The organism is Pygmaiobacter massiliensis (assembly GCF_900199435.1).
Classification (GTDB): domain Bacteria; phylum Bacillota; class Clostridia; order Oscillospirales; family Ruminococcaceae; genus Pygmaiobacter; species Pygmaiobacter massiliensis.
In genome coordinates this window covers 1,347,107-1,360,592 of the sequence record NZ_OAML01000003.1, presented here as the reverse complement: position 1 = coordinate 1,360,592, position 13,486 = coordinate 1,347,107, and the positions used below count along the sequence as shown (strand labels likewise).

Here is a 13,486-nt window from a genome sequence, read left to right as displayed (position 1 = left end):
TATAAGGCAGGTTGCTTTATTGCACCCTGCCTTATTGTGCAAACAAAACACGGCAAAAGCCGAAGTCGCACAACGCTGTGCTGCTTCGGCTTTTGTTTTATAGTGTTATTAGGGGCACTTTTTTGCACCAACTGGCTGCAAGAATTTATTTGCAGCCGCCACAACCGGCACAGGCGGTGCATTTACCGCTCTTTTGCCACAAATCATCCGCTACGGGCGCCCAACTCTCGGCAGCTTCGCAGCATTTTGCAGAAAGGTCCCGCACGTTTTCCGGGTTCTGCAGGTCGGTAGAATGTGCACCGGAGTTTTCGACCATCTGGGTCAGGCGGCCGGGGTTATCCAACAGCGGGCAGGGACGCAGGTGGTTTTCGTTAAACGGCTGATTTGCACGGTACTGCATAAACAGCGGAGACTGATATGCCTGCAACAGTGTTTTTTCGTGGATATTGGAATCGGAATAATGGATGAAAGCGCAGGGCTCAATATCGCCGCCCGCGTTGATGTGCAGATAGCAGCGGCCGCCTGCGATACAGCCGTTGACAAATTCACCATCGTTCCAGAAATCCATCGTGAACAAGGGTTTGGTGGAGCGGAACTTACGGATCTGGTGGTACATAAACTCGCGCTGCTCGGCAGTGGCCATCAGGCTGGGCACTGCATCTTTGCCAACCGGCATATAAGTAAAGAACCACGCAAATTTTGCACCCTTGGCAATCATATCGTCAAAGTAGGCCTCACTGCCGATGACGTTGGTGTTCTGGCTGGTGTAGCAGCAGGAGATACCGAACGGCAGCTTGCGAGAACGCAGCAGCTCCATTGCTTTGACTACGGCAGAGTAGGTGCCCTCACCGCGGCGGAAGTCGGTTGCCTCTTCAAAGCCCTCTACACTGATGGCAGGGATAAAGTTTTTCACCCGCAGCATCTCGTCGGCAAAGGCTTCATCGATAAGGGTAGCATTGGTAAAGGCAAGGAAAGCACAATCATCGTGCTTTTCGCAAAGCTTGATGATATCATCTTTGCGCACCAGCGGCTCGCCGCCGGAATAGATGTACATATAAGTACCCAGCTCTTTGCCCTGGGTAACGATGGAATCGAGGGTATCGAAATCCATGTTTAGCTTATTGCCATACTCGGCGGCCCAGCAGCCGATGCAGTGCAGGTTGCAGGCAGAAGTCGGGTCCATCAAAATCGCCCAGGGGATATTACAGTTGTACTGTTTTTCTGCCTCTTCTTTGCGGTTCATACCCACGATGGCACTGTTAAGTAAAAAGTTGCGAAACAGGGTTTTACGCACTCCTGCATCGATATCAGTATACAGGCTTTGGATATATTTGTACCAGTTGTTGTCGGGGTCTTTCAAAAATTCGCCAATCATTTCATAGGCGGGCGCGTAATGGCCCTCTTTATCAAATTTTTTCACCCAGTCCAGCACCTTAGGGATATTGGTTTCCGGTTCATCTTCGAGGTAAGAAAGCGCAACCTTTGCGCCCAGACTTTCTACATACTCTTTCATACGAAACGCCATGCTATTTCCCTCTTTTCTCCTGTTGCGGCACAAGCTGCTTCTCACACCGTTCTAGGAATATCATATTCTTGACTCTACGATACCATGTCCTATTTGCAGGTGGTTGCGTCAGTTCTTGCCGTTTGTATAAAATTAGTACAAAACTCTAAAACCATCCTATATCTTACTTGCCTTGGGTTCGGTTTTTCGGCACAGAGCAATTGCTTTTGCGGCTTATTGCTGTTTTAGTAGCGCCGCCGGGAATTTTGCGGTAGAATGAGGCTAACACGATAATAAAAACAAGGAGCATCCAGTATGAAGAAAAAATTTGCTTTTTTGCTGATGGGTCCCGATTATACCCCGTCGCAGCACACTGCCCTGTTTGAGACCGAAGCGATGATTACCCGCATCTGCACCGCAAGAGACTTTGATGAAGCTTGTTTGCTGGTACAACAGCTGCAGCGTGAAGGCTTTGGTGCAGTAGAGCTTTGCGGGGCTTTCGGCCCCGAAAAAGCGCAAACCCTCACCCAGCTGACCAACAACGAAATGGCCATTGGCTATGTAACCCACGACCCTGCTTTGGATAGGCTGTTCACTGCGTTTTTCAGCGAATAAGCTGCTTTCACCTCCATATCAATTTTTTCACCGTTTGCCGTGCAGCCTTTTGCTTTCAGGTTGCACGGCTTTTTTATTTTTTGCTCGCCAGCAAATTTTCTACTCTTGACATATATAGATTATCTATCTATAATTCATATGTAGATAATCTATATAAGGAGGCATTGCTATGGCACCAGAAAAAGGCCTTGCCGCAGGCAACACCGCCACGCTTATTTTAAAGTTGCTGGAAGAGCAGGATATGTATGGCTACCAGATGATTGAAACGCTTGCCAAACGGTCAGACAACACCTTTAATCTCAAAGCCGGCACACTTTACCCGCTTTTGCACGGGCTGGAAAACAAAGGCATGGTGGAATCGTACGAAGAAAAAGCGGACAGCGAGCGGGTGCGTAAATATTACCGCATTACCCCCAAAGGCAAAAAGTTGCTGCAGGAAAAATGCATGGAATGGGCTGCTTACTCAAGCGCTGTGAACAAAGTATTGAACGGAGGTTTGCGCTATGGCATCGTTTGATGAAATTCAGCAGTATTGCGATACTGTTTGCGGACAAATTCGATGGAAAAAAGCAAAACCACTGATAGAAAAAGAGCTCAAAGACCATCTCTACGACCAGTGTGATGCTTACCGGGCTGCCGGTATGTCAGAGACCGCCGCAATTCACAGTGCAGTGCAGCAGATGGGCGATGCAGTAGCCGTCGGTGCCGCGCTGGACGGCACACACCGTCCCAAACCACAATGGGCACTGCTTGGGCTCACCGGAGTTTTGCTGCTGGCCGGACAGTTTTGCTCGGCTGTATTCGGCGGTGCTGCCGAGCCTGTTGGCTTTTTTATGGCTGCCGCGGCATTGCTGGGCTGCTATTTTCTCGATTTTTCTCTTCTTGCCCGGCATACTCTGCCGCTTTACTTTGCCGTATTGCTGGGGTCTTGCTTTGGGCTGCTAACGGGGCCCCAAGTAAATGGAACAGCCTGGCTGTCGCTGGGCGGGTTTGGATTTTCTATGAGCTACTTTGCAATTGTATTTCCGTTGCTTTTTGCAATGCTTATTTATTCTCTGCGAGGGCATGGGCTGGCAGGTGTACTTTTATGCGGGCTGGGCTATTTGCCGCTTATGTTTATCCTGATACAAATTTCTTTTGTCTCGGGGATGCTGCTGTTTACACTTTCTGCCTTAGCACTGCTCTGCTTTGCTTTGGCGCGCGGCTGGTTTGGCTGTAATAAAGCTGCCGGCTTTGCGCTGGTGTTGGTACCCACCGCAGTGGTGCTCGGCGTTGGCGCATTTATTTTGCTCGGCCATCCCTACTTTTCTGCTCAGCTCGCGCTGTTGGCAGACCCTTATGCCGAGCGAAACGGCAGTGGCTTTCTTCTCTGCCTTGTGCGGGATTTGCTTGCCCACGCACAGATGTATGGCACCGGTTCAGCTTCTGCTGAAACTGCCGCAAGCCTTGCCGCGCTGGATCATTCTTCCCCCGACTATCTGCTCACGCTGATGATTTACCGCTTTGGCTGGGTCGCGCTCTTTGTCGTGCTTGGGGTGTTTGTGCTTTTCATCGGCTTTGCGGGGTACACTTTAACAAAGCAAAAAAGCATGCTGGGCAGTTTGATTTCTGTTTCGGTCTTGTCTGTACTGTTTTTACAGTGTGCATTTTATTTTGCAACCAATCTTGGGTACGGTCTGTTCTCAGCATTTTCGTTGCCGTTCCTCTCCTCTGGCAATGCGGCACTGGTGCTCAATGCCGGACTCACCGGATTGATGCTTTCGGTTTTTCGCTCTGGCGCATGTTTTTATGACCAAATGCCGGGGCAAACGTCTTCTCCGCTTTTCTCTTACAAAAACGGCGCGTTGATTATCCGCATTAAAAATTAATTTTGTAAAAAACAAAGGCAGATACCAGCGATGGCATCTGCCTATTTTTATGTATTTGCTGTTTCTGGCTGAGGCTGAATACAGTCGTCCACCAGGCTGCCATTCAGCACCCGGCGCAAACTTTCGCTATATGCCAAAAAATCTTCTTTCATACCCTCGCGCGCCCATTGTGCCACCAGCCCTACAACTGCATAGGCATAAAACCGGGCGGCAAAATCCAGCTCTTTTTCTGATATTGCATGGTGCCTTGCCTGCGTGGCACTGTAAAACTGGTCGTGCATCTGTGCCGTAAGGTAGGCAATCAAGTACTCTTGCAGCGAATTTTGACCCGTAAGCCGAAGGGCATTGGTGTAAAAGGCGCGGTTCTCGCGCAGATAGCCACAGGTGCGGTACAAAACCTCCTGCCAGTTGCTTCCGCTGATGGTCGACATGGCAAGCGGCACTTCGCTGCGAAAAATCCAGTTCACCAAGTCATATTTATCGCGAAAATGATAGTAAAACGTATTGCGGCTTATCTTGCTTTCCGCAATAATCTCACCCACCGAAATCTCTTCCAGTCGCTTTTGCTGCATCAGCTTTTTCATTGCTGCTGCAATCACCCGTTTTGTGCGCTGCTGGCCCTTCATCGAAAACTCCTTTCCCCCCGCCGGGGCTATCGCTATGGCTTTTGTTTGGCAGCAAAGGCTGCCCGCTTTATTTTGAGTATAGCACGCTTTTGGGGTGGTGTCCCTCGGCAAACCCGCCAATTTGTCGCGTTGCGCAAACACATATGGCAATTTTAGATTTTCTTTTCCCTTCTGTTCGCGGTATAATATAAAGAATACTTTTTCTTTTTTCGGCGATTTTGCGCGGCTTTTGCGGCCGCCATTTTGCCAAACTTATAAAGCAGAAAAGCGCTGCTTGCTTTTATGGCTCGCACCACTTTTGCAGCAGACAATATACCATGCACAAACTGTGCGTCTTAGAATAATTCTTCGAAAGGGTGGTTTTATGGCATCAACATCACGTAGCAGCTACCGGGAGAAATGGCTTTTACCGGCACTGCTGTTTGCGGGGTTTGCGCTGCGGGCTTTTCTTGCGGTTTCTACCGAAGGGTATCCTTACGATACCAATACTTTTTTGGCATGGGCACAGCACATGGCCTCGCAAGGCCCCAGCGGTTTCTATTCGCCCGGTTATTTTGCAGACTATCCCCCCGGGTATATGCTGGTGCTTTGGGGCGTCGGCAGCCTGGTGCGGATGCTCGGCGTTGCCATCCACAGCCGCACTGCATTGTTTTTGCTTACCCTTGTGCCAATTTTGTGTGACCTTGCGCTGGCAGCTTTGCTCTACCGCATGGCGGTACCGCGGCTGGGTCGGCGCGGTGGCCTGCTTGTTTTTTGCCTGGTGCTGTTTTCGCCGATGCTCATCTTTGACTGCGCCGTATGGAAACAGGTGGACTCGGTGCTTTCGCTGATTTTATTGCTTTGTTTTTTTGCGCTGCAAGGCAAACAATATCTCTCCGCCGGTATATTTTACGCTGCTGCGTTGCTGATAAAACCACAGGCGCTGCTGTTTGGGCCGGTGTTTGCAGCCTGCTATCTGCTGCCATTTTGCTTTGGAGAAAACGCAAAACAGCGAGGACAAGCTTTAAAAAATGCCTTTTTAAGCTTGCTTTGCTGCCTTGGCGTACTGGCAGTGTTTGCGCTGCTTTTTCAGGGCGAGCAGGAGCCGCTGCGCTGGCTGCTGAAGAAATACACCACCACCGCTGTTTCTTATCCTTATGCGTCGATTAACGCATTTAATCTTTTCGCGCTGCTCGGTGGCAACTGGGCCCCGCAGGATGCCGTGCCTTTTTTGCTGAGCTGGAAACAGTGGGGCTTTGTCGGCATTCTTGTCATCACCGTGGTTACCGGTTGGTTTGCCGTTGTGAGCTACCGCCGCAACCCCAAACAATTCTCACCGTTTTTGCTGGGCGCGTTTTACTGCTGCGGCATCTTCATCCTGGCGCACAATATGCACGAGCGGTATCTCTTCCCAGCGGTGCTGTTTTTGTTCGCTGCTTTTGCCTTGCTGCGCGACAGACGCCTGCTTGCGCTTGCCGTTTGTTTTAGTTTCAGCGCGCTCGCCAATGTGGCAACCATTTACCTGCACGTGAGCGGCAGCGATGAGTTTTTAACAACAGCTTCTTCCAAGTTAATTGTTTTTATCATTTCGCTGGCACAGGTGCTTTTGTTTTGCTGGCTTTGCTACGTCTGCTACCAGATATGCATTCGCGGGCAGGTAAGCCCAATGCAAAACACACCCCGGCCTGCTTCTCGCTGGACGGAGCTTTGTGACACCAAACAGCCTCGTTGGAACCGCTTTGACACGATTGCCGTGGCACTGCTGACCGCTGTCGCCACGTTGCTTGGCGTTTGCTACCTCGGCAACACGCGCGCGCCGCAATCCAGCCTGCACACCACCGAAGAAGCACAGTTTACCGTCCAGTTCAGCGCCCCGGCAGAGGTGAAACGGGCATTGCTTTTCCCTGGCATTGGCAGCGGCAAGTGCACGGTAGCAACGCCTGAGGGTTTGCCTCTTTATGCTTTTGAGCTTTCGCAGGGCAGCTGTTTTTCCTGGCAGATTGCAGAAGAAGCATCTCTTTCGGCCGCGGCGGGCCAACAGCTTACGGTTACCCTTTCGGGCGGGCTCACTTTAAACGAGCTGGCTTTTCAGGACACTGCCGGCAACACGGTGCCTGTTACCGTTGCGGACGGCAAAACAGAATTCGCCCCGCTTTTTGATGAGCCGGGCTCTGCCCCTGCGCGTCCGAGCCAGCTGGACAGTATGTATTTTGACGAGATTTATCACGGCCGCACCGCCTACGAAATGCTGCATGGGCTGGATGTTTACGAAACCACGCATCCACCGCTTGGCAAAGATTTCATTTTGCTCGGCATTGCGCTGTTTGGCATGAACACCTTGGGCTGGCGCATTATGGGCGCTTTGTTCGGTGCTGCGATGGTGCCGGTATTTTACCTGCTTACGCGGCGGCTTTTGCGGCGGCGCGAGTGGGCAGCTTTCGCGGCATCGTTGTTTTTGTTTGATTTCATGCGGTTCACCCAGTCCCGCATAGCGACCATTGATGTATTTGTCGTGTTTTTTATTTTGCTGGCAACCTACTTTATGGTAGCCGCCATGCAAACGATGCTTGCAGAGGGCACTCGCACCGCACTCAAATATATCGCCGGTTCCGGCATTGCCTTTGGGTTTGCATGCGGCTCTAAATGGACAGGCATTTATGCCGGTGCGGGGCTTTGCGTCCTTTACTTTGGCACTCTGATTGCAAGGTACCGGCTGCTTTGTGAAACCGCCGAAAAAGAGGATGCCCGCAAACGCTTTGGGCAGGATTTCAGCACTGCGATTTGGGCCGGGCTGGCCTTTTTCGTTGTGATTCCACTTTTCATTTATATTGCTTCTTATCTGCCCTATTTTCTGCGGCCGGACACAAACTTTGGTCTGCGCGATTTTTGGAATTGCCAGCTTTCGATGTTCCGCTACCATAGCGGCCTTACCGCCACTCACCCGTTCCAGTCCTCCTGGTATTCGTGGCCAGTGCTCTGGCGCCCGGTGTGGTACTATATGGGCACGGGGTTGCCGCAAGGCACCTATGCCAGCATTGCTGTGCTTGGTAACCCGCTGGTTTGGTGGGGCGGCCTGGCCGGTATTGTTTGGTTGCTGGTGCGCACCGTGCGCGGCGGGCAGCGTGCCGAGGGCACCGTGGTGCTTATCTCGTTTGCCGCACAGCTGCTGCCCTGGGTGCTCGTTACCCGTGCCGTTTTTCTCTACCATTACTTTGCCTGTGTACCATTTATCATTCTGGCACTTACCATGCTGCTGATGCGCTGCGAAGCGGCGCACCCCCGCACTGTGCAGCGGCTGCGGTACCTGTTGCCGGCGGCGGCAGTTTTGCTGTTCTGCTTTTTCTACCCGGTGCTCGCAGGCGTACCGGTACCCTACGGGTGGGCTGCCGCACTTAAATGGCTGCCCAGCTGGGGGTTTTATATCCTTTAGTTTAAGACTACGATAAACGAAACGAGGAGCGACCATGACTGCACCGTTTACGCTGCCTGCCTGGACACCTGATGATTATACTACTCTGCTGGCCGCTTTGCGCGAATCCGCAGATGAGCCCTACCGCGTTTTTCATTCCCGCCTGCTGCCAGGAGTAGATAACGTGCTGGGCGTACGCGCCCCCAAACTGCGCAATTTTGCAAAACAGATTGCACGCGGCGATTTCCGCTCGTTCCTTACCCTGGTCACCGACAACAGCTATGAAGAAGCGATGCTCCACGGGTTGGTGCTCGGCTATGCAAAGCTCACCCCCGAAGAGGCATTTCCTCTTATTGAAGCGTTTCTGCCCGCCATCACCAACTGGGCCATCTGCGATATGTGCACCTCTTCGCTGCGTGTGCTCACCAAAGAGCCGGAGCTCGGCTTTGCTTTTATCTGCAAAACACTGCGCCGCCCCGGGGAATACGAAAAGCGGTTTGCCATTGTGGCGATGCTGGATTTTTTCTTAGAGCCAAATTTTATCGACCGGGTGCTGCCGCTGATTTGCGGGATGACACATGAGGGATACTATGTTAAAATGGCGGTGGCATGGGCACTTTCTGTCGCCTTTGTGCGGTTTCGTGAAAAAACGCTCGAAGCGCTTGCCCAATATCCGCTTGATGATTTTACGTACAACAAAACATTGCAAAAATGCTGCGAAAGCTTTCGTGTTTCGGCAGAAGATAAAAAGCTTTTGCGCAGTATGAAGCGATAATTTTCCACAAGAAAGAGGGTCTCCTGTTGAAAACTCCGCAAATCGATTCTTCCGTTTATCTCGCCGAAGGCGCGCGTGTGCTGGGCGATGTAGTACTTGAGGCTGGCTGCAGCGTTTGGTACAACGCCGTGATCCGCGGCGATATTTCTTCTATTCGGGTAGGCCGCGGCACCAATATTCAGGACTGCTGCGTGCTGCACACCGACCACAACCATTGCCTCATGGTAGGCGAAAACGTCACCGTTGGGCACGGTACCGTGCTGCATGGCTGCACCGTAGGCGACGGTACACTGGTGGGCATGGGCAGCACCATTCTCAGCGGCGCGGTTATCGGCAAGGGCTGCCTGATTGGCGGCGGTGCACTCGTTACCGGCAATACCATAGTGCCAGATGAGCATTTGGTGCTTGGCTGCCCCGCAAAGGTTATTCGCCCGCTGAATGATGCCGAGCGCGCCCAGTGCGTACAGGGCGCCGAGGAATACCGCGAGCTTGCGGACGAGGCAATGGCAGAAAAGAAATAACCACTCTTACGGTGCACGTTTGCTTTTGATGCACCAAAAAAGTCCCGAGCCGGTAACTATGCCGGTTCGGGACTTTTCTTTTATCTTCTTCGCTCATAAACGAGGTCTACCATTCCGTTGTAGCTTTGGGTTGAAATCAGTTTTAAGCACAGCGCATTCGAGCTTTGGGCAAACAGCGGAATTCCTTTGCCCAGCAGCACCGGGATGACCGTGATGCAAAAGCGTTCAATTAAATCTGCGGCAATCAGTTGCTGTATAAGCGAGGCCCCGCCGCAAATCCAGATGTCTTTGCCCGGCTGAGCTTTCAGCTCGGCAACCAGCTGCGCCGGTGCACAGCGCGTAAAAACAATCTCTTCGGTATCCCTCTGGGGCTGCCGGGTAATAACGTAGCTGCGCTTGTCCGGGTACGCCCATACGCTAGGCGAAAGCTCAGTGACGATTTGCCGATAAGTTTTGCCGCCCAGCACCACTGTATCAATCGTATCTAAAAATGCTTCATAACTGCCGGCGGCCTGCGGGTCGCTTCCGTCCCCTTGCAGCCAACTGACACCGCCCTGTTCATCTGCCAGATACCCGTCAAGGCTCACCGCAATATATAGCACTGCTTTTCTCATGTTATCCACTCCGCTTAGCAGTAACGCGCAGCTTTCTTCGCATCACCGCTCTATGTATTTTGCAGTGCACTCACAGCAGTTTTGCCGCCACCAGCCATACTACGGCCACCCAAAACAAAACAATCGGAACCGCGTACCACCAGCGGCGCGGCCGCCCGTCCTGCCACAGGCTTTCGGCCTCTTTGCGGCATTGGCTCAACACCTCGGGCGGGATAAGCCGGAGCGTGAGGGCTACAAGGCCGGGCAAAATCAGCAGATCATCCAGGTAGCCGAGCACCGGAATAAAATCCGGTACAAGGTCAATCGGTGAAAGCGCATACCCAACTGTAAGTGCCGCCACCAGCTTTGCGGCAAGCGGCGTTTCTTTCTTTTTCAAGGCGATAAAAACGGCCGGGATATCCTGCTTTAGTTTTTTCGCCGCAGCTTTCAGGTCCATCAGTCACTCCTCTCGCTCCTTTGGAGCATCCAAATAAGGCAAGATGGCACCATAGGCGTCGCACAGTGCATCAAACTTTACTGCACAGTTGGCCGGGCTCGAGCTCGGCAGCAACAGCGCTGGTATGCCGCAGGTTTCCGCACAGTGTTTTGTGTAGAGCTGATATGCTTTTTTGCCGGTGGTAAACATGGCGCGCAGCGAGGCTGTTTCTAAAATAGGTCCAAAATCGTTTGGTACTGGGCACTTAATTGCGGCATCTGCCGCACCCTCAATCTCGCAGGAGGCAAGCGTATCCCAAAGGGCAATGCCTCGACGCAGCAAAAGGTCACGCTTTTCTTCGATTGTATCAGGCAATGGCTCGTTCAGTATCGTGCAAATCACTTTCCAAAAGCGGTTTTGGGGATGCATATAATAAAACCCGGCCTTGCGGGAGGCGGGTGAAGGCATTGTGCCTAGAATCAGCACCTTGCTGTTTTTATCATAAACCGGCGCAAGGGGATGCGCCACCTGTTCTGCCTGAGCCATGACTCCAGCTCCTTTCACTGCGTGGTAAAAAGACAAAACAGGGTGCGCCGGTTTCCCGTGCTGCACCCTGTTTTGAATAATTCAATTAGTCCGCTTTGGGCGCCTCTACAGCAGCCTCTACCGCAGAAACAGCTTCCTCGATGGGAGCAGCTGCTTCTGCCGGGGCAGCTTCGCTATCTTCGCAGCCACAATCATAGCCACAGCTGCAGTCGCAGCCGCAATCGCAGTTCAGGTCTTCATTATCGTCAAAGTCCTCGCTGAAGAGCATCTGCTCATACTCAGCCAGCTCTTGCTCGCGTTTTACGAGGTAAAGGTATGCAGCACCCAATGCGCCCGCAACGGCAGCAAGGGCAACCAAGATGGAGACAAAAGTAGATTTTTTCATTGTAATTTCCCCTTTTTGTTTTCTTTTCTTGCGTTTATAATCATTTACAAAAGTTTTACCCGCTACAGCCACAGCCCCCGCAGAGATCGACATCATCGTTACCGCTTTTTTAATGGCTGCTGTTTTGGCGATGGTTTTCACCAATTTTCCCATACCGCTCGTTCCTTTCAGCCATATGCCGCGCAAAAGCGCAAAGCCTGTTTTGGCTATTTCAAAAAAAGACCATAAGTGCCTACTATTGCAAGCTCCGAAATATGGTGTATCGTGAGTTTATTATAAGATAAACTTTTCGGTTTTACAATAGTTTTACCCAATGCCGGCACAACTATCCGTGTGGGAAGAAATCGCTTATTTGCTGATAAAAAGCTCTTGCTCGGGGGTGCGGCGCAGCGCTTCGGGCACAAATATTTTCTCCAGCACACCAATGCCGAGGTCTGCCAGCAGCGCCAGCAGGCAGGCAGGCAGTGCGCCTGCCAAAGTCATGCCCATATTATGTGCACGCATTCCGTCGAGAATCAAAAAGCCCAATCCACCGCCAGAAATGGTGGCGATGGTAACCATGCCGACCGCCGCAACCATTGCTTTGCGCACCCCACGAAAAATGTGCGGGCTTGCCAGCGGCAGCATTACAGTAAACAAGGTTTCGCGGTAGGTCATGCCCATGCCGAGCGCAGCATCCAGCGTAGGCCGGTCAATTTGGTGCAGCCCTTTATCGGTGCCGAAAATAACCGGCAGCAACGTGTAAATAAGTGCCAACAGTAGTGTGGTAATCAGCCCCTGCTGCCCAATGGCAATAAAAATACCAAACAGCGCAAGCGCTGGCAGCGTTTGCAGCAGGCCAATCAGCTCCAGCAGCGGGCCTTTGAGCTTTTCGTTGCGATAACAAAGCCAGCCCAGTGGTACCCCAAGTGCCACCGCAAGGCTGAAGGTAATTAAGACAAGCAGCAACTCTTTCAAAGTACATTCCAGCACAAAGCTGCTGTTTTCCACAAGAAACATTCCCAAACTCAAAACTCTTCCACCTCCTCAAGCTCAATCGACTGCTGGCTTAGGGTGGTAACAACGGTGGAATTGGTAATCAGGCCAATCAGCTTATCCTCTTCCACCACCGGGATAGCATTTACTTTGTACTGCCGGAATTTCGCCAGCAGCTGCAAAATATTCTCGTCGGGGGCGGCGGTGGTTTTCGCCTCTCGCATCACGCTCAGCACGGCAAGGTCTTTGTTGTCGCAATGGTGGATGTGTTCCGCCTTTACGATGCCGAGGAAGTTGTTTTCTTCATCGGTAACCAGCAGTGAGTCGACCTTTGAGAGCCGCATCTTTTCAATGCTTTTCAGCATCGGCACCTCCGGCCCGGTAATGACGGGGCGGGTAAGCATAATATCGCGGGCGCGGATTTCTTCCGGGCGCTCAAAAATGCGGTTGCGGCCAATGTAGGCTGCCACAAAATCGTTTGCGGGTGCTTTTAAAATCTCTTCCGGCTTGGCATATTGGGCCACACTGCCCTCATTCATCACACACAGCTTATCGGCAATCTTAATCGCCTCTTCAATCACGCTGGTAATGAATACCACTGTCTTGCCGCTTTTGGCCTGCAGGGTCACCAGTTCGTCCTGCATGTCGCTGCGGTCTGCCGCAGAAAGCCCCGCAAACGGGTCGTCCATCAGCAGTATTTCCGGGTCCGATGCTAAGGCGCGGGCAATGCAAAGTCGCTGCTTTTCCAACGGACTTAACTGGTAGGGGTAACGGCCGACAAAATCGCCGCCCGGCAGCCCCAGTTGCTCCAGTGCCAGCTCCATCCGCTTTTCCTGCTCTGTTGCGGGTAACAGTGCAATGGCGGGCACCACGGTGATATTGCCACGCACCGTCAAATGGTCGAAAAGGCCGGTATGCTGGGTGACATAGCCAATACTTTTGCGCAGTGCGATTACGTCCTGCGAGGCTATGTTTTTGCCGTCAATAAGCACACGGCCCGAGGTAGGCGCGATAAGCCGGTTGACAAGTTTCAGTGTGGTGGTTTTGCCGCAGCCCGAAGGCCCCGCCAGCACTACCAGCTCACCGGTGGGGATTTCAAGACTGATATCCCGCAGCACCGTCACGCCGCTTACGCGCTTTGTAACCTGTTCGAATGTAATCAAAGGAATTCTCTCCCGTTATCTATAATAGGGTCTGGTTTCACCTTCATTCTAACACACACCGCTTAGCATTAAAAGCTTCTGCCGATAAAAT

Annotated in this window: 14 protein-coding genes; 6 read left to right on the top strand and 8 right to left on the bottom strand. The window is 52.1% G+C overall.

Annotated features, from left to right (window positions below):
* Positions 1 to 145: 145 nt before the first annotated feature.
* Positions 146 to 1,525: a radical SAM/SPASM domain-containing protein gene (locus C1A11_RS11110; protein WP_102050521.1), complete on the bottom strand. Its 1,380-nt coding sequence runs from the start codon at positions 1,523 to 1,525 to the stop codon at positions 146 to 148.
* A 294-nt stretch (positions 1,526 to 1,819) separates the two neighbouring features.
* Between C1A11_RS11110 and C1A11_RS11105 the strand changes: the two genes are divergently transcribed.
* From C1A11_RS11105 to C1A11_RS11095, 3 genes are all read left to right on the top strand, one after another.
* Positions 1,820 to 2,119, top strand: a complete 300-nt coding sequence (locus tag C1A11_RS11105; protein ID WP_102050520.1) for a DUF6506 family protein — start codon at positions 1,820 to 1,822, stop codon at positions 2,117 to 2,119.
* A gap of 169 nt (positions 2,120 to 2,288) precedes the next feature.
* Positions 2,289 to 2,636, top strand: coding sequence for a PadR family transcriptional regulator (locus tag C1A11_RS11100; protein WP_102050519.1), 348 nt, complete (start codon positions 2,289 to 2,291; stop codon positions 2,634 to 2,636).
* Complete coding sequence (locus tag C1A11_RS11095) at positions 2,623 to 3,987, top strand: permease prefix domain 1-containing protein (RefSeq protein ID WP_102050518.1); 1,365 nt, start codon at positions 2,623 to 2,625, stop codon at positions 3,985 to 3,987. The genes C1A11_RS11100 and C1A11_RS11095 overlap by 14 nt, the downstream gene beginning before the upstream one ends.
* A gap of 47 nt (positions 3,988 to 4,034) precedes the next feature.
* Here the strand turns inward: C1A11_RS11095 and C1A11_RS11090 are convergent, their stop codons facing one another.
* Complete coding sequence (locus tag C1A11_RS11090; RefSeq protein ID WP_102050517.1) at positions 4,035 to 4,613, bottom strand: TetR/AcrR family transcriptional regulator C-terminal domain-containing protein; 579 nt, start codon at positions 4,611 to 4,613, stop codon at positions 4,035 to 4,037.
* A gap of 364 nt (positions 4,614 to 4,977) precedes the next feature.
* On the opposite strand from C1A11_RS11090, the gene C1A11_RS11085 reads away from it, so the two are divergent.
* Genes C1A11_RS11085 through C1A11_RS11075 form a run of 3 tightly spaced genes read left to right on the top strand, consistent with a single transcriptional unit; the run spans position 4,978 to position 9,297 of the window.
* Positions 4,978 to 8,022: a phospholipid carrier-dependent glycosyltransferase gene (locus C1A11_RS11085; protein ID WP_102050516.1), complete on the top strand. Its 3,045-nt coding sequence runs from the start codon at positions 4,978 to 4,980 to the stop codon at positions 8,020 to 8,022.
* A 34-nt stretch (positions 8,023 to 8,056) separates the two neighbouring features.
* Positions 8,057 to 8,776, top strand: coding sequence for a DNA alkylation repair protein (locus tag C1A11_RS11080; RefSeq protein ID WP_102050515.1), 720 nt, complete (start codon positions 8,057 to 8,059; stop codon positions 8,774 to 8,776).
* Positions 8,777 to 8,802: 26 nt separating this feature from the next.
* A complete protein-coding gene (locus C1A11_RS11075) occupies positions 8,803 to 9,297 on the top strand; it encodes a gamma carbonic anhydrase family protein (RefSeq protein ID WP_102050514.1) in 495 nt (164 codons plus the stop codon).
* An 80-nt stretch (positions 9,298 to 9,377) separates the two neighbouring features.
* Here the strand turns inward: C1A11_RS11075 and C1A11_RS11070 are convergent, their stop codons facing one another.
* The 6 genes from C1A11_RS11070 to C1A11_RS11045 all read right to left on the bottom strand — a co-directional run bounded on the left by C1A11_RS11070 (position 9,378) and on the right by C1A11_RS11045 (position 13,395).
* A complete protein-coding gene (locus C1A11_RS11070; RefSeq protein WP_102050513.1) occupies positions 9,378 to 9,911 on the bottom strand; it encodes a dihydrofolate reductase family protein in 534 nt (177 codons plus the stop codon).
* Positions 9,912 to 9,981: 70 nt separating this feature from the next.
* Positions 9,982 to 10,347 (bottom strand): YkvA family protein, encoded by a 366-nt coding sequence (locus tag C1A11_RS11065; RefSeq protein WP_180950324.1) that lies wholly within the window; start codon positions 10,345 to 10,347, stop codon positions 9,982 to 9,984.
* Between the two features lie 3 nt (positions 10,348 to 10,350).
* Positions 10,351 to 10,872 (bottom strand): DNA-deoxyinosine glycosylase, encoded by a 522-nt coding sequence (locus tag C1A11_RS11060; protein ID WP_102050511.1) that lies wholly within the window; start codon positions 10,870 to 10,872, stop codon positions 10,351 to 10,353.
* A gap of 85 nt (positions 10,873 to 10,957) precedes the next feature.
* Positions 10,958 to 11,410, bottom strand: coding sequence for a hypothetical protein (locus C1A11_RS11055; RefSeq protein WP_102050510.1), 453 nt, complete (start codon positions 11,408 to 11,410; stop codon positions 10,958 to 10,960).
* Between the two features lie 195 nt (positions 11,411 to 11,605).
* Positions 11,606 to 12,268, bottom strand: a complete 663-nt coding sequence (locus C1A11_RS11050; protein WP_102050509.1) for an ABC transporter permease — start codon at positions 12,266 to 12,268, stop codon at positions 11,606 to 11,608.
* Positions 12,265 to 13,395: an ABC transporter ATP-binding protein gene (locus C1A11_RS11045; RefSeq protein WP_102050508.1), complete on the bottom strand. Its 1,131-nt coding sequence runs from the start codon at positions 13,393 to 13,395 to the stop codon at positions 12,265 to 12,267. Before C1A11_RS11045 ends, C1A11_RS11050 begins: the two co-directional genes overlap by 4 nt.
* Positions 13,396 to 13,486 lie beyond the last annotated feature (91 nt).

Coding starts and splice junctions, on each gene's coding strand:
- C1A11_RS11110 (WP_102050521.1), bottom strand. CDS start 1,525: ATGGCGTTTCGTATGAAAGAGTATGTAGAAAGTCTGGGCGCAAAGGTT.
- C1A11_RS11105 (WP_102050520.1), top strand. CDS start 1,820: ATGAAGAAAAAATTTGCTTTTTTGCTGATGGGTCCCGATTATACCCCG.
- C1A11_RS11100 (WP_102050519.1), top strand. CDS start 2,289: ATGGCACCAGAAAAAGGCCTTGCCGCAGGCAACACCGCCACGCTTATT.
- C1A11_RS11095 (WP_102050518.1), top strand. CDS start 2,623: ATGGCATCGTTTGATGAAATTCAGCAGTATTGCGATACTGTTTGCGGA.
- C1A11_RS11090 (WP_102050517.1), bottom strand. CDS start 4,613: ATGAAGGGCCAGCAGCGCACAAAACGGGTGATTGCAGCAGCAATGAAA.
- C1A11_RS11085 (WP_102050516.1), top strand. CDS start 4,978: ATGGCATCAACATCACGTAGCAGCTACCGGGAGAAATGGCTTTTACCG.
- C1A11_RS11080 (WP_102050515.1), top strand. CDS start 8,057: ATGACTGCACCGTTTACGCTGCCTGCCTGGACACCTGATGATTATACT.
- C1A11_RS11070 (WP_102050513.1), bottom strand. CDS start 9,911: ATGAGAAAAGCAGTGCTATATATTGCGGTGAGCCTTGACGGGTATCTG.
- C1A11_RS11065 (WP_180950324.1), bottom strand. CDS start 10,347: ATGGACCTGAAAGCTGCGGCGAAAAAACTAAAGCAGGATATCCCGGCC.
- C1A11_RS11060 (WP_102050511.1), bottom strand. CDS start 10,872: ATGGCTCAGGCAGAACAGGTGGCGCATCCCCTTGCGCCGGTTTATGAT.
- C1A11_RS11055 (WP_102050510.1), bottom strand. CDS start 11,410: ATGGGAAAATTGGTGAAAACCATCGCCAAAACAGCAGCCATTAAAAAA.